The sequence below is a fragment of the Microcoleus sp. MON1_C5 genome (assembly GCF_036701875.1).
GTDB lineage: Bacteria > Cyanobacteriota > Cyanobacteriia > Cyanobacteriales > Microcoleaceae > Microcoleus.
Window position 1 is genome coordinate 1 of record NZ_JAUBRN010000086.1, and the last position, 19871, is coordinate 19871.

General features: G+C 44.8%; 19 protein-coding genes and 6 pseudogenes. 14 read left to right on the forward strand and 11 right to left on the reverse strand.

Features of this window, described 5'->3' with window-relative positions; all coding sequences use genetic code 11:
- Positions 1-376: 376 nt before the first annotated feature.
- The 6 genes and pseudogenes from QUA71_RS26745 to QUA71_RS26765 form a co-directional block, all read right to left on the reverse strand.
- Positions 377-760 (reverse strand): transposase, encoded by a 384-nt coding sequence (locus tag QUA71_RS26745; protein ID WP_333289748.1) that lies wholly within the window; start codon positions 758-760, stop codon positions 377-379.
- A 190-nt stretch (positions 761-950) separates the two neighbouring features.
- A pseudogene (locus QUA71_RS29395) lies at positions 951-1040 on the reverse strand (hypothetical protein); the annotation flags it as partial.
- Positions 1041-1071: 31 nt separating this feature from the next.
- Complete coding sequence (locus QUA71_RS26750) at positions 1072-1455, reverse strand: helix-turn-helix domain-containing protein (protein ID WP_333289749.1); 384 nt, start codon at positions 1453-1455, stop codon at positions 1072-1074.
- Between the two features lie 6 nt (positions 1456-1461).
- Positions 1462-1635, reverse strand: a complete 174-nt coding sequence (locus QUA71_RS26755) for a hypothetical protein (protein ID WP_333289751.1) — start codon at positions 1633-1635, stop codon at positions 1462-1464.
- Positions 1636-1993: 358 nt separating this feature from the next.
- Positions 1994-2679: pseudogene (locus tag QUA71_RS26760) on the reverse strand (IS1 family transposase).
- A gap of 641 nt (positions 2680-3320) precedes the next feature.
- Positions 3321-3635: a helix-turn-helix domain-containing protein gene (locus QUA71_RS26765; protein ID WP_333289753.1), complete on the reverse strand. Its 315-nt coding sequence runs from the start codon at positions 3633-3635 to the stop codon at positions 3321-3323.
- A 107-nt stretch (positions 3636-3742) separates the two neighbouring features.
- Here QUA71_RS26765 and QUA71_RS26770 point away from each other — a divergent pair, with 107 nt between their 5' ends.
- Complete coding sequence (locus QUA71_RS26770) at positions 3743-4354, forward strand: GUN4 domain-containing protein (protein WP_333289755.1); 612 nt, start codon at positions 3743-3745, stop codon at positions 4352-4354.
- A gap of 17 nt (positions 4355-4371) precedes the next feature.
- A pseudogene (locus QUA71_RS26775) lies at positions 4372-5286 on the forward strand (IS630 family transposase).
- A gap of 98 nt (positions 5287-5384) precedes the next feature.
- On the opposite strand, the gene QUA71_RS26780 reads toward QUA71_RS26775, so the two are convergent.
- Positions 5385-5834, reverse strand: coding sequence for a hypothetical protein (locus QUA71_RS26780; RefSeq protein WP_333289757.1), 450 nt, complete (start codon positions 5832-5834; stop codon positions 5385-5387).
- 540 nt (positions 5835-6374) lie between these two features.
- Between QUA71_RS26780 and QUA71_RS26785 the strand changes: the two genes are divergently transcribed.
- The gene (locus tag QUA71_RS26785; protein ID WP_333289759.1) at positions 6375-7505 is read left to right on the forward strand and encodes a poly(ethylene terephthalate) hydrolase family protein; all 1131 of its coding nucleotides are present in this window, start codon (positions 6375-6377) and stop codon (positions 7503-7505) included.
- 87 nt (positions 7506-7592) lie between these two features.
- Here QUA71_RS26785 and QUA71_RS29400 read toward each other — a convergent pair whose 3' ends face one another.
- Positions 7593-7790 carry a hypothetical protein gene (locus QUA71_RS29400; protein WP_445243832.1) on the reverse strand — a complete coding sequence of 66 codons (198 nt, stop codon included), beginning with the start codon at positions 7788-7790 and terminating at the stop codon, positions 7593-7595.
- Positions 7791-7981: 191 nt separating this feature from the next.
- Here QUA71_RS29400 and QUA71_RS26790 point away from each other — a divergent pair, with 191 nt between their 5' ends.
- From QUA71_RS26790 to bla, 7 genes and pseudogenes are all read left to right on the forward strand, one after another.
- Positions 7982-8485, forward strand: a complete 504-nt coding sequence (locus tag QUA71_RS26790; protein WP_333289761.1) for a helix-turn-helix domain-containing protein — start codon at positions 7982-7984, stop codon at positions 8483-8485.
- Positions 8486-8678: 193 nt separating this feature from the next.
- Positions 8679-9759 (forward strand): annotated as a pseudogene (locus QUA71_RS26795) (IS630 family transposase).
- Between the two features lie 171 nt (positions 9760-9930).
- Positions 9931-10062, forward strand: a complete 132-nt coding sequence (locus tag QUA71_RS26800) for a hypothetical protein (protein WP_333289763.1) — start codon at positions 9931-9933, stop codon at positions 10060-10062.
- 569 nt (positions 10063-10631) lie between these two features.
- Positions 10632-11513 (forward strand): annotated as a pseudogene (locus QUA71_RS26805) (reverse transcriptase domain-containing protein); the annotation flags it as partial.
- Between the two features lie 6 nt (positions 11514-11519).
- A complete protein-coding gene (locus tag QUA71_RS26810) occupies positions 11520-12164 on the forward strand; it encodes a group II intron reverse transcriptase (protein ID WP_445243833.1) in 645 nt (214 codons plus the stop codon).
- A 33-nt stretch (positions 12165-12197) separates the two neighbouring features.
- Complete coding sequence (locus QUA71_RS26815; RefSeq protein WP_333289780.1) at positions 12198-12476, forward strand: transposase; 279 nt, start codon at positions 12198-12200, stop codon at positions 12474-12476.
- A 144-nt stretch (positions 12477-12620) separates the two neighbouring features.
- Positions 12621-13586 (forward strand): class A beta-lactamase, encoded by a 966-nt coding sequence (gene bla, locus QUA71_RS26820; RefSeq protein ID WP_333289765.1) that lies wholly within the window; start codon positions 12621-12623, stop codon positions 13584-13586.
- Positions 13587-13753: 167 nt separating this feature from the next.
- On the opposite strand, the gene QUA71_RS26825 is transcribed toward bla, so the two are convergent.
- Positions 13754-13972 carry a hypothetical protein gene (locus QUA71_RS26825; protein ID WP_333289767.1) on the reverse strand — a complete coding sequence of 73 codons (219 nt, stop codon included), beginning with the start codon at positions 13970-13972 and terminating at the stop codon, positions 13754-13756.
- 35 nt (positions 13973-14007) lie between these two features.
- Here QUA71_RS26825 and QUA71_RS26830 point away from each other — a divergent pair, with 35 nt between their 5' ends.
- Together QUA71_RS26830 and QUA71_RS26835 are read left to right on the forward strand one after the other, a co-directional pair.
- The gene (locus QUA71_RS26830; protein ID WP_333289769.1) at positions 14008-14229 is read left to right on the forward strand and encodes a hypothetical protein; all 222 of its coding nucleotides are present in this window, start codon (positions 14008-14010) and stop codon (positions 14227-14229) included.
- Positions 14230-14854: 625 nt separating this feature from the next.
- The gene (locus QUA71_RS26835) at positions 14855-16765 is read left to right on the forward strand and encodes an ABC transporter ATP-binding protein (RefSeq protein WP_333289771.1); all 1911 of its coding nucleotides are present in this window, start codon (positions 14855-14857) and stop codon (positions 16763-16765) included.
- Between the two features lie 239 nt (positions 16766-17004).
- Here the strand turns inward: QUA71_RS26835 and QUA71_RS26840 are convergent, their stop codons facing one another.
- Entirely contained in the window at positions 17005-17331 is a 327-nt protein-coding gene (locus QUA71_RS26840) for a hypothetical protein (protein WP_333289773.1), read from the reverse strand.
- A gap of 436 nt (positions 17332-17767) precedes the next feature.
- Here QUA71_RS26840 and QUA71_RS26845 point away from each other — a divergent pair.
- Positions 17768-18644 (forward strand): annotated as a pseudogene (locus tag QUA71_RS26845) (IS630 family transposase).
- Here QUA71_RS26845 and QUA71_RS26850 read toward each other — a convergent pair.
- Positions 18641-19039 (reverse strand): hypothetical protein, encoded by a 399-nt coding sequence (locus tag QUA71_RS26850; RefSeq protein WP_333289775.1) that lies wholly within the window; start codon positions 19037-19039, stop codon positions 18641-18643. The pseudogene QUA71_RS26845 and the gene QUA71_RS26850 overlap by 4 nt on opposite strands.
- 465 nt (positions 19040-19504) lie before the next feature.
- Between QUA71_RS26850 and QUA71_RS26855 the strand changes: the two genes are divergently transcribed.
- Positions 19505-19828 (forward strand): transposase, encoded by a 324-nt coding sequence (locus tag QUA71_RS26855; RefSeq protein ID WP_333289777.1) that lies wholly within the window; start codon positions 19505-19507, stop codon positions 19826-19828.
- The last annotated feature ends 43 nt before the right edge of the window (positions 19829-19871 follow it).

Consider the following 19871-nt stretch of genomic DNA (forward strand, 5'->3'; position numbering starts at 1 on the left):
CCGGGTCTTTTGCTTGACGGTAACGCTGTTCTAGTTCTCCTAACGATAGATGTGGTTCAATGCTAATACGTTTTGGCCTTGGTCAGATAGATGCTTTTTACAAAGGGTATACTTAGCTATTTTACTATGGTTGTACTACCGGACATGATATCATACCAAATCCGGGTTACTTACCCCCTTTATGATGGCGAAAAAAAACTTCACTCGCTTGTGTGATTTTAAAAACCCCAACTAGGGAGAATTTTTTGAAGAAAGCTGTCGCCAATTTCCAGAAATTAGCTGGTTTAACAATTAGTAAACAAGTGAATATATTGGCGCTCCCCAGCCTCGCGCTCCTTGATAGTCCTGTTAGATAAATTCACCGCCCAACCAGCGGTTATCCTTCACAAGGCAAGCAGTTTTGTGGCCACCAATAATAATTGGTCAGATTTTTGATGGGTTCTGTCATAGTTGCTGATAAAATTTGACAACGTTCTTCGAGAACTGCTTCCAAGTCTTGTATTTGGTCAAAACTTTTATTGAGTAATGGTTCATCAGCCATAGACCAAAGCCTTTCGGCCCGCTGTTGTTCGGGAGAGTAAGGTGGTAAATACTCTACATAAATTCCTGAGGGTAGAATCACTTTGTCACTCATATGCCAGCCAGCTCGCTCCATGACTAACAGGATTTTTTTCGAGGTGCCAGCTCCTGTTTGTAAGGCAAACTGTTCTAATACTAAATTCAACCATTCTATATTAACTCTCGGCTTGGGATAAACCATTCGGTTTGATCGGTGGGAGGATTGACAAATCCGTAAACATACACCCATTCGTAGCGATGACAAACAACTGCCGATGGTCTTTCTCCAATGGGGGCCCATACTTTACGGATAATTGGTTTGAGTCCTACTCTATGTTCGTCGAATGACCAGACCTCTATTTGATGTGAAGGAAACTCTTTTTGTAGCTCCCTCACTCGATTTGACAGTTTTTTTTAAATAGTTCCTGCTCAATTAGCTCTCCATTTTTATGCCGAGGGCGAGGTCTTTGAGGTGAGTAACCGCACTTTTTTAGCTATTCCCGACCCCTTTGTTTACCGACTTTTTGTCTCCCGGTTTTTTGGGCAATCCATAATGCAACTTTGGGCCCGCTCACCTCTACCTCGATCGGGCGATTCTCCTTTCAAACTTAAATGCAGTTCTTCTAATTGAAGAGTGTTGAGTAAGGCATGGCTGGGGCGCTTTTTTGGGGGCAGTTTTTTCCGCAGGATCGCTATCTCTCCTTGTTGGTTATAGCCCTTAACTATTTCTTTAGCATAGTCATAATTAATGCCGATTACTTTGGCTGCCTCTTTAATAGTCCAGCCGAGCGAAATTAACCACAGTAATTGCCAACGACGACCTTCTACTGGGTGAGTTGCCTCTCGATAACGATTTTTAAGTTCAAAAGAACTCAAGTAGGGTTCTAGAGGTGCCACTATGCGTCATCTTTTTGTTTGAACCATGAACTGATATTGATGCTCGTAGCTGATGAACGCCGCCGGCTGTTGTGTCGATCGTCCGCTGTTGTGTCGATCGCCCGTTGTTGTGTCGATCGCCCGCTGTTGTATCGATCGTCCGCTGTTGTATCGATCGCAGCGTCCACCAGTTCGGTTCATCAACACCGGGCGAAGAGGGTTAACCAGACCCTGATTCCATCAGCCATTACATAACTGGTGAGCGTGCTGGTGGTAGCTGGGTTCTGTTCGCCATCATAAACGGGGTAAGTAACCCGGATTTGGTATCAGAACATCTTCGGAATTACCAAGTTATCTATTTTCATACCGTGATTCAGCAACGCCCATTCGTCAACTTGTTTAACTCTTTTTGCACCGCTGCTCTTAACTCCTCTATGTGTTCAAATCTCAACCATTTTAATTGTTCTTTTACATACCCCCACAGTCTTTCTATTGGATTTACGGCGTTGCACAATAGCAGTATGCTATCGATAGCACGCCCGCAAGGAACAAACATATTTCAGCTAGTAATAGGCACACTTTTATGCTTTAAGTAATAAATGACTAATCGAATTGATATGGCCAACATCAAGAGAGACTTAGAGTCACAAAAACTTTTTTCTACGTGATAAATAATGCCTAATTCTTGTATTTTCTCCTTCAACGCGGATCCTATAAGTTTTACTAACAATGTGGTCAGTCTCGTCAATAAACTGGGGATAAACAACGTAACCATCCGTAGCATAAAAAAAACATTTCCACCCTTTAATAATTTTCCATAAGGGCTTAAATGTTTCTGCCGATCTGTCACCTAGAGTCCAGGCTAAAATTCCCGCAGACCCTTTATTCACGGCAGTCCACAGCCAAATTTTGTTTTTTTTATGGGCCCACAAATGTTTGCAATTCATCTATTTGTGCCACTTCGGGAATCTCGTCATAATCTGGCTGTTGGGACAAACTTAACCCAGCCAATTTAACCCAATTAATAACAGTGTTATGACTAACACCAGTTAGTCTTTCTATCCGACGAAAACCATTCCCTTCAAGGTAAAGATGCAGGCAATATTTTTTGACAGAATCCGGATAGCGTAGGGGCGAGTAGCTATCAAGAAACTGGCGGATCCAGTTTTTACAAAGATAATTTTGTTTTCCTCTTTTATGGCCATTTTTCTTAAAATTACTAGATTGACATTCAGGAGAAATCATAGCTGAATTTTCTTTGAATGTTAGCGCTCAGCATACCACAACTGTGCAACGCCGGATTTACTTCCGGACTGTAGGCTGGCTGAAATAGCAAAATAACATTCTCGGGTAGGCTCAGATTTAAGGAGTTATGAAACCCTCCATTATCTACTTGTATGATATGTAAATCTAGAAAATACTTACTGGCAAATAGCTCCAAGAATTTCTCGAAGCACGTTGTATCCAGCCAGATGCGTAAACTAGAAAAAAAAACCCTCTCCTGTTAGTGGCTCCACTGCCCCGTACAGCCACAAATAAGTAAACTCCCATTGCACTTTTCCTTGCGGTTTGATTCCGATCCCCGTTAACTTTCTTCTCCTAATTGTATGCAATCCCATCCGACTTTCATCTTCACTCCAGTATCGCACTTTTTTCCACTGTTTTAAAAAGCTCTCGCTCTGATTCAGGCTACCTTTGATTAAGGATGACAGTTTTTTTAAAATTCTTCCGGTGCTCCTGGTTTTTGCTTTTTTTTCAGTCACCGGGCGCGGCACTTTTAATTTGCTTTTGATCCGATATCTTGCCCACTGATGTACTGTCCGATATGCCACTTTTACTTCACAGCAGCTTGTCAACCATTGATGTACTTCTTTGTAGCTCCTGAATCATTCTGGTTGGAGCAATTCCTTTGATAATCTCTCTACAGTTTCAGGGTTCATCATTCTTGGTCTTCCCGAACGAGGTTTCTGCAATAACAATTCTTCTCTTCCCCCTTTTCGATAACTAGACAACCATCTTTGTACCGTGGTACGATGTTTCCCTAACCGTACAGCAGCAGACAATACGGTTTCTACCGTTTGGGTTTTGAGCCAATACAGAACTTGTAATTTTTCGTAGCGGTGAGCGTCTTTCTCTCTCCCCAGAAGAGCTTTCAGTTCTTCTTTTGTTTCCCGACTCTCAATTTTGACGACTCCTGACATTTTTCCTACTTCTGTTTGGGTACTAACTCTTACAAAAATGATATTTACTAACTGTAGCACTACTTTAGAAAATTGATATTAGAGATGCCGATTTGCAAGGAGCGATTATGATTGGCGCAAAACTGGTAGCGGGTGACTTCAGCGGACTGAAGCATGATCCGGCTTATCTCGATCGAGCGGATTTGACCGATACGGGTATTACGGATTTTCCCGATACACGGCTTTGCAACGCCACGATGACAACTGGTGCAATTTCTAAGCAGGGTTCCTTTTGGCCTTCCTACGATTTGAAGAAAGCAACACAAGCTCAGGATTGGCCTTGGATGGATTCGGCAACCAGTGATCTATTTAAAGAGGCGGTGATTCTAGGGGATGCCTTGGCACTTGAGCAGACTGTAGACGAGATTACACCCGCACACATCCGCTCAATGCCCTGTAAACATCTCAAAACTCTAGATCCACTTTGGCGACAAGCAAGTGACGATCGCTTTGGGTTCGGTATCCAGCGACAAATTTGGGAAAGTTCTCAAGTGAATCGAGATTACACCAAGTTCGGAGAAGCTGTGGGATGGAAGAAAAACGGAACCTGGCTCAAATTTAATTATTTAACCACTAAACAGTCAGCTTCCAATAGCAGTGTTCTTCCAATCGGTCATTTTCCCTGGCACTCTTGGCAAGTCCTGGAACCTATAGCAACCGCCAAGGCGGTTAGGGTGTAAACTGGAAGTAGTCTCTGATGCTGCCCCGATCGCACGACCCATGCCAAAACCCTACAGTTACGACCTACGACAGTTACGACCTACGTCAGAAAGTCATTCAAGCTATCAAACTAGATGGCTTAAAGATTAGTGAAGCGAGTATACTGTTTAATATCAGTTGCAACACAATCGGCTTATGGTTGAAGCGACAAACCGAAACAGGAGACTTTTTAGCATTACCTAATAAGCCAAACGGTAACGGTCATAAAATTAGTGATTGGGAGAAATTTCGTGAGGCAAGCCAAGACTCATGGGGATAAAACTCAAGTTGAAATGGCCTCACTTTGGGATGGAGAAATTAGCTCACGCACAATCTCGCGGGCTTTGAGAAAAATTGGTTTTACTCGAAAAAAAAGACCTACGGCTACCGTCCGCGGGATGAAGTCAAGCGGCAGGCTTTTGTAACCGAATTGTCCACCATTCCCTCGGCTCAGATTGTCTATGTTGATGAATCTGGCATGGATAATAGAGACCAGTATGATTATGGTTGGAACGAACAGGGGCAACGGTTTCATGCACTGAAATCTGGGCGACGTGAGGGTAGGGTAAATATGATTGCTGCTCTATGTAACCAAAAATTGCTCGCCCCTTTTACCGTCGTTGGAGCGTGTAATCGAACAGTTTTTGAAATTTGGCCTTAAACAGGTTTACTGCCAACACTTGTGACAGGACAGGTGGTGGTGATGGACAATGCCACGTTTCATAAAGGTGGTCGAATTGAGGAATTGATTCAAAGTGTAGGGTGTAGATTGTTGTATTTACCGCCGTACTCCCCTGATTTGAACAGGATTGAACAATGCTGGTCTTGGCTCAAAAGTCGCATCCGCAAACAATTAAAGCGGTTTGACTGTTTACGTGATGCGATCGAAGATGTCCTACGCCTTGCATCCTAACCGCCTTGGCGGTTGCTATAATTATGAAACCTTTTTATACAAAATCAGTGTCTAAAGAATATAATTCTTCTCTAGTGGCACTTATTTCAGTTTACTGCCTACTCAAGTTGCTCTGCTGGTTTATGGCGATCACACCACGTCTCGGCCGTGCGGATAGGTTCGCCACAAGCGGGGCAATGGTTCGGGAGTTCGGTGGAGTCTGGAAGCTCTCCAGTGCCGCCGCAAACGGGGCATTCGACATCATATTGCTGGTGGACACCCGGAACAGCGCGGACGTGAATGATTTTGAGCCCCTTGCACCGTGGACATTCCATGTCAATCTCCTTGACTTTGATAGCTTTAATAAATTGAATCGAAGCAAAAACATTACACCGACAGGAGCTATGTACTGCTGTTCTTGCTAAATGGGAGCGCTTGCCCAAATTCAAGGGCAATAAATTTTGCTCGCTTTCATGAACATTATGTGCGATCGTTCCTGACTCGGGAGAAATAGCTAAGATGCCCGCTTGCAAGTCGCTTCGCTCCCACGCCAAGGATATTTTATACATTTGGATTCTGCTTGGGAGCATTAGGCGCAACCAAATACCACTCATCTTCTAGTTGCATTCATCAAGTCCTTGATTAACAGATTCTATTCGACGCTCTCATCTCCTTTAACCGATAGTAGCTGGGGATTGGACTGGATAAACTCATTCAACGGATTTAGCATAGGTCGGATCTGACGCCTGATTTATCAGCCATCTAACTTCTCACCTAGCTAGGAATTGCTATAGTCAATTCTATAGTCAACAGAACACTTTAGTGAACTCATCCAATAGGAACTATATTTCGTATCTAACTAAAGCTATAATTAAGTTTATACCTTTAGGTAGATTTTACTCGATTGGTCTGGAGCATAGATTTAAGGCAGTGTTTGTAGACTACCAGCACAAAACAAGCCACAAAAGCTGTAAATTGCTAAGATTTCAAACGGCTACAACTTCCAAACTCTTGGAAAGATAGCTTGGTGATCCTAAGAGCTACCTCTCATCCAGCTAAAATAATTCCTGAGTCCTTACTTACCAGCCGTCGCCGAGTTGCGTTCTTTTTTGATAGCTTATCTACCCCGTCTTAAACTAAAATTAAGGCTCAATTATAAACGTTATTTGTTCTCTACAAAAAACTTATCAAGTCTTTGTACAATGGCTGCCTTTATTGTGGTCTTTGATGGCAAAACCTCCGCCGCAACAATCGATTATTCACCGCCATTTAAAGAAGCCAGCTTTTACAGTACAACGATATCTGCTAATAACGATTTAGCAGACATTTATTATCCTAGACCATCCGATGTTAATTCGGGTAGTTACTCTTTCCCCATTGTACTTTTATTGCAAGGTGCGCTTGTAGATAAATCCTTTTATTCAGATTACGCTAGCCTCGTGGCGCGGTACGGCTTTGTGGTAGTCGTTCCGAACCATTTCCGCCCTTTGCCCATCAATCCCAACTCACCGCCTAGCTTGCTGTCAGAAACTTCGCAAATTGGGGCGGTTTTGTCTCAAATGGCGATCGAAAATACAAAGACCACATCTCCGATTGCGTCTGTTGTCGATACACAGCGGCTTGGTTTATTGGGTCATTCTTTCGGTGGTGCAGTGGGGCTATCAGTGATTGGTAACAAATGCCTCCCAGGATCATATTTGTGTCAAGAGCCATTTACGCGCCCGAAAGAACTATTAGCAGGTGCATTTTTTGGAGCCAACTTACGCAATCCGATTTCAAATCAATTTGTCCCTATCGCTAATGATGGCATTGCAGTGGCATTGATTCAAGGCGATATCGATGGGGTCGCCCTTCCAGAGCGAGATCAAAGCACCTTTGATAAAATTCAAACACCACCCAAAACTTTGATTACTGTTACGGGTGCAAATCATTTCGGCATTACCAATGTTAATAACCCTGCTGGTGCAAATCCCGACCTCAATACTGCTACACTAGAGCCAGCCGTTGGTATTGAAACGATCGCCCGTTGGAGCGCCCTGTTTTTGCGTGCAAATATGCTTAAAGATCGAGCTGGATTTGATTATATTTACTCTCAAGGTGATCAACTCGATCCGAATGTCAGCGTCACCAGCGTTGTAGTTCCAGAAACATCTTCTATAGCAGGATTGGCGATGTTTGGTATTGTAGGACTTGGTTATCGTTGGACAAAACGGAAAGCTACTCTGGCGGGTAGTAAATAGCTACGGAGATGACTAAAATTTCGGGTTATTAAAGTCAGGACATTCCTTTGGGGGTAGTGCTGCATAGTCAGGATATTAGGACTGGTTTCAACAAGTTAAGGAGGCGTTGTAACGATGAATAAAATACCAGATAGCCCCACTATGATTAGAGAATTTTTGAGAAAACCAGAGATTTTTTCTACCTAACATAGATATTCCTTGTCGCATTGTATTATTAAATTTTTCTAGATAATTTGTTGAGCCACTATTTTTGGCTATGGTTTTGTGTCTTTTGGTCGGAAAAATTGTCGAGTAGGTATGCCAGAAATCTGTGTAACTAAGAACACATTAACTCTGGAACAGGTGGTAAAGAATTCCATAATCCTTTAACTCCCAACTCATCTCTGCTGGCAATATACACCCCAACAATTTCTTTGGTCATACCAATTTTACATGAAGTTGCATAAAATAAAGATACTGTTTAGAGGGTATCAGTGATGACACGCCAACTGATTCTGGCGATCGCAGAAAGTGCACAGAGTTTAGAACAACAACTAAAAACCAGTCGTACTGCTAGCCAGAAAGAACGGTTGCAAATGTTGTGGTGGCTGAAAACTGGACAAATCACTCAACATAAAACCTTGGCCGAACGCCTGGGACGTGATGGTTCAACGGTAACGAGGTGGCTGCAAAAGTATCGTCAGGGAGGATTGTCAGAATTGTTGGTAGTCAAGAGTGCACCCGGAAAATCGCGCCACTTGAGTCCAGAGGCTCTTGCTGGATTGCAAGAAAGGCTGGAACAGCCACCAGGCTTCAAAAGTTATGGGGAAATCGTGGAGTGGCTGAATCAGACTTATCAACTGAACCTGACGTATCCCACAGTCTATAATTGGGTACACTATCGACTCAAGGCTAAATTGAAAGTACCCCGTCCTCAGAGTGCTAAGCAAGAGCCCAATGCCGTGAGGCGTTTTAAAAAAACATTGCCCCAGCCCTGTTGACCTATCAATGCCTGGAAAGGAAAGGGACAACGGTTGCGTTATTTGTGTCAAGACGAGACTCGCTTGGGACTCAAAACCGAAACAGGGAAAGTGATTATGGCGTTTGGGGTGAAACCTTACGCACCAGTAATATCAGGTTCGGATAATTAGTTATAATTAAGGGCAGCCGATTCACAGGGACGCCAAACCCCCTATGCCAAAAAAAGTCCAGTTAGAACCGCACTTAAGTGTCCAGGAACTCTACACTCGCTACCGGACAAGTTCAGGGTTAGTCGAACGCAGCCACTACCAGATCATCTGGTTACTCGCCTCGGGCCAAACCCCACTAGCGGTGTCTCAAGTTACCCGTTACAGCCGGATTTGGATTTACCAACTGCTGCGACGCTACAACCAATTGGGGGCTGGCGCCTTAAGCGCGATCGACGTTCGTCCAATCGTGGGCAACCTCCTCAACTCAACGACCTACAAAGAGCGCAACTGTGGCAAGTCCTATCTGGGCCTGCTCCCGATGGCGGTTTATGGAATGGTCGCAAAGTCGCTGATTGGTTAAGTGAGTGGACACGAAAGCAGATCAGTCGCCATCGGGGATGGGAATATCTTCGGGAAATGGGCTACCGTTTGAAAGTCCCCAGACCGCAGCATCAGGAAACTGACCTCTCTCAACAACAACAGTGGAAAAAAAACTTCATTTTGAGTTGAGATTTTTACAAGCTAAATATCCTCAAGCAGAGATTGAAGTTTGGGCGATGGACGAACATCGCTTGGGACTGCTACCAGTATTGCGCCGAGTCTGGACTCTGGTTGGGGAACAACGAGCGTGCCGAGGTCAAACATCAATACAAGTGGCTGTGGGTTTATAGTTTTGTCCACCCCGAGTCAGGAGAAACTTATTGGTGGTTGCTGCCGTTTGTCAACACTCAACTGTTTAATCGGGTGTTGGCCGATTTTGCACGAGAGTATTTGAATGGGATCCAGATAAACGAGTGCTGCTGGTCGTTGACCAAGCTGGATGGCATCAGTCTCAAGAGCTAGTGATTCCTGAAGGCATTGATTTGTTCGAGCTGCCATCACATTCTCCCGAATTACAGCCAGCAGAACGATTGTGGCCACTTACTAATGAAGTCGTAGCCAATTGCTCACCCCAAAATCTTGACGAGTTAGAAGAGCTGTTGGTCTATCGTTGTCAGCAATTGCTCGGTCAACAAGACTTGATTCGCGGACTGACTTGTTTTCATTGGTGGCCTTTGACTCGCCGACCGTTGACAATTAATTGAGTTCGATGAGTTCGAGGTTCTCACCCAGAGCGGCTCTGGAGTGGTCTCACGTGCCAATTAAAATTCGGTCGCCCGAATCCAAGTTCGGTCGCCCGAATTCAAGTTCGAGCGCCCGAATTAATATTATAAGTAATTACCCGAACCTGATATAATCTGGAGGCGTGACAATTTTTGGCTGTACGGGGTGGTGGAACCAATGAGATTGCTGGCATTTTTGTCAAGAGTACGATCGCCTCAATACTCAAAGATTTCAGCAATTTATTGATGCCCTTTCACATCAACTGGGAGAGTGCGATTCGTTGAAACGTGAATCACGGTGAAAGCCCGTACATAGCGTTTCCAGCCACAAGGCTGAACTCTCGGTCTGATAAGGGTGCAAGTCCCTTCTGCCAGACTCAGGCATGACTCCCTATCTGCCCACACCGACCAAGCTCGATTCTCGGAGAGTGAAGCTGGGAACAGGACGCAATCAGACATCTAATGTGAGATGACACTGGCGTTAATGGGGGGTTCCGATGGTGAAATAGAGCCTAGAAAAGTAACTTAGTTGAGAGCGGGACACAGACCATTAATCCCGACTCTACTGGAGTTCATTCCCGCCGAATCATTCTTCCAATATCGGCAAGAGTCCAGGGAATCCAGTAGTTAAAATGGCTCCACCTAAAGGAACAACCAATCTAACCGAGGGAACGAAGAAAAACGAACTAAGGGTCAAGGGGAAGTCGAACCCTTTCGTAGGCTAGACGAGCAGCGGAACCCCCTTAGTTCGGGTAGGACAGACCGTAATTGGTTTGAGGTGTTCAGAAAACATAAGTTAGAGCAGAGCATGATTAGACACAGCAGCAACGAAGCGTGAATCTTGGAAGACGTTACCTTGGAAGAAATTCCGAAGGGACTTATTTCGCCTACAAAAACGAGTGTTTAAAGCGATTCAGGTTGGAGACAAGCCAAAAGCAAAGTCCCTTCAAAAGCTAATTCTGAAATCTCGGGCTGCAAGAATGTTGGCGATACGTCAAGTAACTCAACTAAACGCTGGCAAAAAGACTGCGGGAATCGATGTCCAAGCCTCACTCACATTTGAGGAAAGGTTTGCTCTGGGTGAAGAACTCAGAACCAAAAGTAACAACTGGAAACACCAGAAGTTACGTTCAATACCAATCCCAAAAAAGGATGGGAGTACCCGCCTCCTCAAGATACCGACTATTGCCGATAGAGCGTGGCAATGCCTCGCAAAATACGCACTAGAGCCAGCGCATGAAGCAACTTTTCACGCTTGCAGCTATGGATTTAGAACAGGGAGGTCAGCGCATGACGCGCAGAAAACTCTGTTCAACAATCTACGCTCCATAAGTAATGGAATAGAGAAACGGGTTATCGAACTCAACATCGAAAAATGCTTCGACAGGATAAGCCACGCCAGCATAATGGAACGACTCATCGCCCCAAAAGGCATCAAGACCGGGATATTCCGCTGTCTACAATCAGGAGTCAATCCATAATTTCCAGAACAAGGAACTCCGCAAGGAGGCGTAGTAAGTCCATTATTAGCCAATATCGCTCTCAATGGGATTGAGGAAATACATCAATCAGTCCGTTACGCGGATGACATGGTAATAATTCTGAAACCTAAAGATGATGCGGAGGCAATACTTGATAAAATCAGCGAATTTCTGGCAGAACGAGGTATGAAGGTTAGTGAAAAGAAAACCAAGCTAACAGCTACGACAGATGGATTTGACTTCCTCGGTTGGCATTTCAAAGTGCAGAACAACGGGAAATTTAGATGCGTTCCATCAGCGGACAATTTTAAAGCGTTCCGTCAGAAGGTAAAACACATCGTTAACAACTCGAATTATGGTGCTACGGTCAAAGCTGAGAAATTAGCCCCTGTAGTTAGAGGCTGGAGAAATTACCATCGCTACTGTAAGTTAGATGGGTCACGGTTATCACTGTGGTTTATCAAAAATAGAGCCTTCAAGGTATTCAATAAGGAATCGAAACAATCTCGCCACACCAGCAAGAAACTGCTTGATAAAGCGTTCCCGACGGTTCCTTACTCCGAAAACAAATTTGTCAATGTCAAAGGGGAGAAATCACCCTACGACGGAGATATAGCCTACTGGAGTGAGCGTAACAGCAAGCTCTATAACGGCGAAACCTCTAAAGCTTTAAAACGGCAAAACCATAAATGTGGGAAATGTGGTCTAAAAATGCTAGGCGATGAAAAGGTACATCTGCATCACGTAGATGGTTGCCACAGTAATTGGAAAATAAACAACCTTCTAGCGGTTCACGAAAGCTGCCACGATTATATCCACATGAGCAAAGGCGCAAGCCAAGAATATCGGGAGCCGGATGCGGGGAAACCAGCACGTCCCGATCTAACCGAGAGGTGCGGAGGATAGTACCTCCCATCGACTCAAACTGACATCGCCATAATTCAACTTGACCAAGCGGGAGCTCATGTGACCAGTGTTCTGCGGTGGCCCGACAACTTGATTCCGGTTTGTCAACCAGCCCATAGCCCCGAACTCAATCCAATTGAACGAGTTTGGCAATTTATCAAACAACAATTCAAGGGAGAAGTGTTTCTGACACTTGTGGAATTGCGCGAACGACTTAATCAGGTTCTGCAACAAATCACGCCTGAACAAATCAGTTCGCTATCTTCTTATACTTTCATTCTGGAAGCTTTATTCTATGCAGCTTCATATTAAATTGGTATCAGACCATCTATAGCCACCCAATCCACTGTTTATTACCTTTCGAGCCTACAAATAACCACATCTCATAACATTGAAGTTTTAATTTACCCTTTTTCTATCCTTAATACGGCTTAACGCTAACCGAGAACTATTGACATGATTCCAGTGATAAAAAAAGCTTGGCTTTACACATTTTGCTTGTTTTTACTGACTTTTGGTTGCACAAGCATTAACTCCAGTAATAGAGAAGACACCCCCAACAAGCAAACAAGTGCGCCGAGCGGTATCACAATATCCAACGCCGAGCGCACCAACGAATTACGCGATCGGATCGAACAAATCTCTCACGCTGCTCAAGGGCGTGTTGGGGTGACAGCCACAGTGCTAGAAACCGCGCAGTCAGTGACTCTGAATGGAAATCAGCAATTTCCGATGCAGAGTGTTTACAAGTTTCCGATCGCAATGGCCGTTCTGGCTCAAGTAGACCAAGGAAAATTGAAGCTAGATCAGAAAATTCGTGTTGAAACCAGTGATGTCCTCCAGGGTAGTCGGATTCTCGACGAGAAATCCCAGGGAAGGGAATTCAGTCTGGCTGAACTATTAAAGTACATGGTTTCTGAGAGTGATGGTACGTCTTGTAATGTGCTGTTACGACTCGTCGGTGAGCCAAGGATTGTCACGAAGTATTTGCGTAGTCTTGGCATCAACGATATTGTTGTTGCTAATACGGAGAAGGAGCTAGCGCAAGACCCAGCAGTGAAGTATCGTAACTATGCGACACCTAATGCTACCGTCGTTTTGTTACGCGCTTTTCATGAGGGAAAAGGGCTTTCAAAATCTAGTCAATCCTTATTGCGGCAATTGATGACACAGACAACTACAGGTCCAAAGCGCATTAAAGGACTGTTGCCTAATGGGACAGTTGTGGCGCACAAAACTGGTACTTCATCTACTGTAAATGGAGTGACGGCTGCAACCAATGATGTAGGACTTGTGACGCTTCCGAAAGGGCAACACATGGCGATCGCAGTTTTTGTTTCAGATTCTCCAGCAAACGGTGCGATACGCGAGGAAGTCATCGCAAAAGTGACGAAGGTAGCATGGGACGAATGGAGCAAATAGACATGAAAGTTTATAGCGAACCGTTTCTTTAGTCTTTGAAAATTTCGCTCAATGGCGATCGCAACCATTCATGAGAAGGAGCAGGCTAGTTGGAGGCGTTGCTGGATATAGGTATGGATTCAAGATTTCGGAATGGCTATAGGGCAAGTAGGGTGAGTTTTGTAGCATCAAGCAAAAAGGTGATTCATACCATGAATCATAAACGCCAGAATCCTTATCCCTACGCCTCTTCTTTCAAACCATCCTCCAACAACATCCGCACTCTGATCCACTTTCTTGTGACCCGTCTTTGCAGCCAACATCGACAGTTTACGGTGCAGAGTTTCGGACATCTCCACGGTTCCCCTAACCGTCGCTTCTTTATCGGGTGCTTGCAGTTTGCTCATTAAACTAGGCTCCTTTGATTGGATGGGTACAGGGTGTGGTGCAAATACTTCCGGCTGCGGTGGTGTTGCAGTTGGCAATGCAGTTTCCTGTGGTTGTTGTGTGGGTGGTGTTTCCCCTATTAGTGATGCTGTGGGTGTTGTTGCTAGCGATACAACTTCTGGTGGTGCTTGCACACCTGTTTTTATGTGTGTTAGCTTATTACGTAGAAGGGCATATGTGTCAACGATTACCATACGTCGTCGTTGTTCGAGGATGAGGAGTGGTTGAATGCTTCTGAGTCAGGGTCGGGGGTTGTCGCGGTTCAGTCATCCACTTTGGCAAAACGGAAAGCTTCAACAAAATGTACTTCTGAGAGCTTTCCACTTTAAAGTTTTCGGACGTTAATAACAAATTTATCGACAATCGCTAAAAACCGAGTCTAGCCTAAATTGCGTCTGGTTTCAGTTAGTTTCGACAAGCTGACAATGCCAGCTCCATTGCAACAGAGAGCTTTGGATTTACTGAAGGTTTCCCTAATATTGTAGTCATCTATTGGGCGAGGGCGTTAGCCCTATTGCGTGACTGATGGGGGTTTTGCTTGGATGCTTAAGACTACAGGGGGGAAGTTCCGCTAGAACAGTTGAGATTTTCTCAACTTTGCGACAGTTTTCGGGAAAGCAACGCTGACGCATCACACCAAGAAGCAAAGCGCTCTCGCTTTCTATCTAGCTATCGAAAACAGCGAAACTCTATTTAAATCTAGCACCAGTCGAATAATCTCACATTCCACCTGCCTTGCTTGACAACAGGGGTTAAAACCCAAAGTTAATTTCTGGCTTCTCTGACTGGGGTGAAACTTCCTAATTGGTGCATTGTCTTACTTAGAGGCATCCAGCACATCCATGAATTTTCCATTCAAAGCACGTTTGAAGAGCCAGAAGAATTCACCAAAAATGGTGATGCCGTTAATTAATCAACATTGGTTGGTGCCGATCGTTCTGCGCTCCATTTCCTACTTTCGCAAAGACTTATGGCTGATCGTCACGCTCTTGCTTTTGATCGGAGGATCAGTGCTTTTCAACCTTCTCAACGCCTGGCCGATGGCGATTCTAGTCGATACGGTTTTATCACCAACTCCGAAATCCAACTGGATTCATACGCTGTTTCTTGCTCCGTTCGGTGAAAGCACGCTGAACCGGATTTTCGGAATGGCGTTCGTCGCGATGATTATCAGAATCCTGAGCGAGACCGTTTTCATGCTCCGTAGGATGTTGAACTACCGCATCCAGTACAACGGAACCTTGCGGGTTCGCACCGAACTCTACGACAAAATGCAGGCGCTGAGTCTCGGCTGGCACGGCTCCCGATCGCAGGGTGACGCAATCTATCGGTTGAGCTACGACAGCCTCGGGCCGTGGGGGGTAATCGATACGCTCATCGGCTCCACTGCCGCATCGGTAACGCTGACGGCGATGATCTGGATCATGCTGTCGCGCCACGTCCTTCTCACCGTATTTGCGCTTTCGTTCACTCCGCTTCTAATACTGGCTAATTGGTACTTCGAGGGAAGGATTAGGAGTCGAGCCCTTGAGTCGAAGCAGACCGATGCGGTGATGACCTCAACCATGCAGCAAGCTATAGAGTTGATCGGGCTAATCCAGTCCTTCGGTCGAGAAGCAACAGAGTCGCGGCGCTTCGGGCAGGTGGTCGAACGCAGCGTCAAGGCATCCATGCGACTCAATTGGCAAGAGAACCTCTATCCGCTAGCGGTTCAGGTAGTCTTCGCTCTGGGAAGCGGGGTAATCTTAGGCTACGGCGGATACCTAGTCTATCGCGACCAGTTCTTGCGTCCGGTGCCGAACGGCGTGAGCATGGGCGATCTGCTCGTATTCATGGCGTACCTGGGGCAGTTCTGGGACCCGATAGGTTGGGTGTTGGGGTTCACTACTAAGATCCAGACGTTTGTAGCTTCATGCGATCGCGTCTTTACGGTCATTGACGAGCCGCCTGCCATAAAAGATGAGCCTGATGCCCGCTCGCTTCCCGTTCATCCCTGCACACTAGCACTTGCCGACGTGAGCTTCGAGTACAACTCTGGGCAACCGGTCTTACGGAACATCAGTGCTAGTATCGAGCCGGGTCAGATGGTGGCGTTTTTGGGTCCTAGCGGAACGGGAAAGAGTACGCTGCTCAATCTCTTGCCGCGCTTCTATGACCCGACATCGGGCAGCGTCCTTCTCGACGGCTTTGACCTCCGCACCCTTAAGATTGCCGATGTCCGCAAACACATGGCGCTCGTCTCGCAAGGCAGCCCACTTTTCCCCGGAACGATCGCAGAAAATATCGCCTACGGTCGCCCGGATGCTCTGCTCTCCGATATTCGGAAGGCGGCGGTTGAATCTGGGGCAGCCGAGTTCATCGAAACCTTGCCGGAGCAGTATGATACTTTAATCGCTGAGGGCGGTCAAAACCTCTCGGGTGGACAGCGACAGCGCCTAGCTATCGCGCGAGCGCTCGTCACTGAGGCTCCAATACTCATCCTCGACGAACCCACGAATGCGCTGGACTTGAAGCACGAGCAGTGGGTCATAGAGACTCTGCAACGTCTGCGGCGCAACAGAACCATCATCTTGGTCACGCACCGACTCGAAACTGCCGTAGACTGCGATCGGATTTTTGTGATGCAGGAAGGCGAGATTTTCGAGTCTGGTACCCACGCCGAACTCCTTACCCAACAGGGACTCTACTACCGAATGTTGGGCTATAACCCAGTAAGGTCAATAGGACTTACTGATAAACCCTGCATAGAGTAGGAGTACGACATGGCGAACTTATGAGTCTATTTGAGATCTTTTACGGTCTTGTGGTAACGTCACCCTAAAAGCAAAATCCAGCAGCTATGCCTTACTGTAGCAGCCTAACGGACTCAGAAGGGGAAATAATGGAACCCATACTACATCCGATATTGCCTACGAAGAAGCAGGGGCGCTTACCATCCAACTGGACAAAGAGAGAAATCTTGGATCTGGGGCTGGGGGGGTGACAAAGAGGTTTAGGAGATAGACGCAATCAGGGTTGCAGCCCGTATCCCCTGTTGATAAAAGCGACGTTTATTTCGAGTTAACTTCATTAATTCTTGGATTTCTAATGAATGCCGACCGAGATAATTTACCCACTGCTCTCCATCCTTACCAACGCCAAATGTGCTCGGCCTTCGGTATTTCTTGCGCTTGTGTTTAAGGCGAGATACATATTTTTGAACCTGCTTTTTAGGAATTTCAGTGCCTTGAAATATCGCCGAAGTGTAGACGAACACCATTAGCAGAATCATCTTAATTAGTCTATCTCCCCTTAAACCACTCCCTTCTATAGCAATCATAAATGAGATATGAACACCAATATGATAAAATATAAAAAACCTAAGACATAAGAAACAGAGAATTATCCAAATGGATAGCCAGGTACTAGATCCCAAAAAGCAAGAATTAGAGGATTTTATTAAAGCAACTTCAGATGCTAGATAAATTAAACGAGCATTAGCCGTTAAATGGAGTTTGTCAGGGATATCATATCGTGAAATTATCAAACTGTTAAACGTTTCACGCTTGAGTTATCAGTAAGTGGAATAATAAGTTTTCAACTTGTGGAGTGAGCGGGCCCAGAATAGGGTATAAAGGAAAGTCGGGCTATTTAAGTCAATCCGAAAAAGCCGAAAAAGCCGAAATTATTGCCTGGTTAAATAATATAGCAACCGCCTTGGCGGTTAGGGCATAAACTGTAAGTAGTCCCAATTGCCAAGCGCGATCGCACAACTCATGCCCAAGCCCTACAGTTACGACCTTCGCCAAAAGGTTATACTCGCTATAAAGCTCGATGGCTTGAAGATTACCGAAGCCAGTCAACTGTTCAATATTAGCCGCAACACGATCGGTCTATGGCTGAAACGACAAGCCCAAACAGGGGGCGCAAGAAGCGTTGCCCAATCAACCAAAAGGTAAGGGTCATAAAATTACCGACTGGGAAAAATTCCGAAAGTTTGCTAAAACTTACGGGGATAAAACCCAAGTGGAGATGGCCTCACTGTGGGAAGGAGAGATGAGCGATCGCACTATTTCACGGGCATTAAAGAAAATTGGCTTTACTCGAAAAAAAAGACCTATGGCTACCGTGAAAGAGATGAGCAGAAACGGCAAGCATTCATAGCGCAGTTGTCAACTTTGTCCCCATCTCAAATTGTGTACCTTGATGAGTCTGGCATGGATAATCGAGACGAGTATGATTATGGCTGGAATCAAAAAGGGGAACGCTTTCACAGCCTAAAATCAGGACGGCGCCAGGGGCGGGTCAACATGATTGCTGCCCTGTGCAACCAAAAACTGATAGCTCCTTTTACACTTGAAGGAGCGTGTAATCGAACAGTGTTTGAAATGTGGCTGGAAACAAGTTTACTTCCAACTCTCGAACCTGGACAGGTTTTAGTCATGGATAATGCCACATTTCATAAAGGGGGTCGCATCTTCCAACTGATACAGGATGCAGGCTGTCAATTGCTGTACTTACCCCCTTATTCCCCAGACCTCAACTTGCATTGAACAGTGCGGGTCTTGGTTAAAAAGTCGCATCCGCAAACAACTTGATCGGTTTAATTGTTTACGAGATGCGATCGAAGATGTATTGCGCTTTTCGTCCTAACTGCCTTGACGGTTGCTATAAAAGAATGTGGGATATAGCAGAGCTAGCCATCCATATATAGCAATCCTAAATGATTTTCTATATCTAGAGCAATCCTCAAGGATTTTCTCTGTGTAAGTATATTGACGTATTTTGGGGAAATCAAATTTATGTTCGTTAGTAAAAAACTCAAACAAAAATTTGACAATCTTAAAAGACCTACATAAATACCAATACTTTCTTAAAAAGTTTTTAGCTTGTAACCAAATATCTTCAACGGGATTGTGTTGGGGAGCATTGGGAGCAAATAAAATACAAGTAATTGACCAATTATCAGGTTCTTTGTCACCATTTAGTTCTAATAAAAAATCTCTCAATTCTCCATATTTATGATAACTAGCTCCCTCCCAAATCAAGATAATCTTGCGATTATTATACAGCGTATCCCAGGTTTATGAGGTACACTAATATTTAATGTAGAAATAATAGTCCCAATGAAATCTTACTCAATCGATTTCCGAGAAAAAATAGTCACGGCTTACTTTCAAGGTAACACCTCAATCAGAAAAGTTGCGGCTAGATTTAGTGTAGCTAAAAGCTTTGTACAAAAACTACTATCTATTCATAAATCTCAAGGTAGTTTAGAACCAAAAAAACCATGTGGGAAAATGAAGGGGCATTGTATTGAACGGAAGTTCAACTACAGACAATGGTTGAACGATATCCAGATGCAACATTATTAGAATATTGTGAATATTGGGGAGAAAATTATCATCAATGGGTTAGTAAAAGTGCAATGTGTCGGGCATTACAAAAACAAAAACTCACCTTAAAAAAAAACATCACGCCGTGACCAAGGGAAAACAGAAAGAGTCCGAAAATTGAGAATTGAGTATTGGCAGAAAGTTAAGCAAATCGCACCAGAAAATTTAGTTTTTATCGATGAGATGGGCGTTTTACTGGGGTTAACACGAACTCAGGCCCGAAGCTATTATGGAAGTAGGGTCTATGATTTTAAACCATTTTATCGAGGCTCAAAGGTGACAGTAATTGGGGCAATTAGCTTAAAAAAGGTGTTAGCTGTAATGACATTGGATGGTTCAATGAATGGCAAAGCATTCCAAGTCTTTGTCGAAAAGTGTTTACTACCACAACTATGGGAGGGTGCGGTAGTTGACGGGGTGACAACCCCGTCAAAACATTGATAAAATAAAGGACATAGCCCTTAGACCCCTCTGAAAAAACGGT

Coding starts and splice junctions, on each gene's coding strand:
- QUA71_RS26745 (WP_333289748.1), bottom strand. CDS start 760: ATGGTTTATCCCAAGCCGAGAGTTAATATAGAATGGTTGAATTTAGTA.
- QUA71_RS26755 (WP_333289751.1), bottom strand. CDS start 1,635: ATGAACCGAACTGGTGGACGCTGCGATCGATACAACAGCGGACGATCG.
- QUA71_RS26765 (WP_333289753.1), bottom strand. CDS start 3,635: ATGTCAGGAGTCGTCAAAATTGAGAGTCGGGAAACAAAAGAAGAACTG.
- QUA71_RS26770 (WP_333289755.1), top strand. CDS start 3,743: ATGATTGGCGCAAAACTGGTAGCGGGTGACTTCAGCGGACTGAAGCAT.
- QUA71_RS26780 (WP_333289757.1), bottom strand. CDS start 5,834: ATGTATAAAATATCCTTGGCGTGGGAGCGAAGCGACTTGCAAGCGGGC.
- QUA71_RS26790 (WP_333289761.1), top strand. CDS start 7,982: ATGACACGCCAACTGATTCTGGCGATCGCAGAAAGTGCACAGAGTTTA.
- bla (WP_333289765.1), top strand. CDS start 12,621: ATGATTCCAGTGATAAAAAAAGCTTGGCTTTACACATTTTGCTTGTTT.
- QUA71_RS26825 (WP_333289767.1), bottom strand. CDS start 13,972: ATGAGCAAACTGCAAGCACCCGATAAAGAAGCGACGGTTAGGGGAACC.
- QUA71_RS26835 (WP_333289771.1), top strand. CDS start 14,855: ATGAATTTTCCATTCAAAGCACGTTTGAAGAGCCAGAAGAATTCACCA.
- QUA71_RS26840 (WP_333289773.1), bottom strand. CDS start 17,331: ATGATTGCTATAGAAGGGAGTGGTTTAAGGGGAGATAGACTAATTAAG.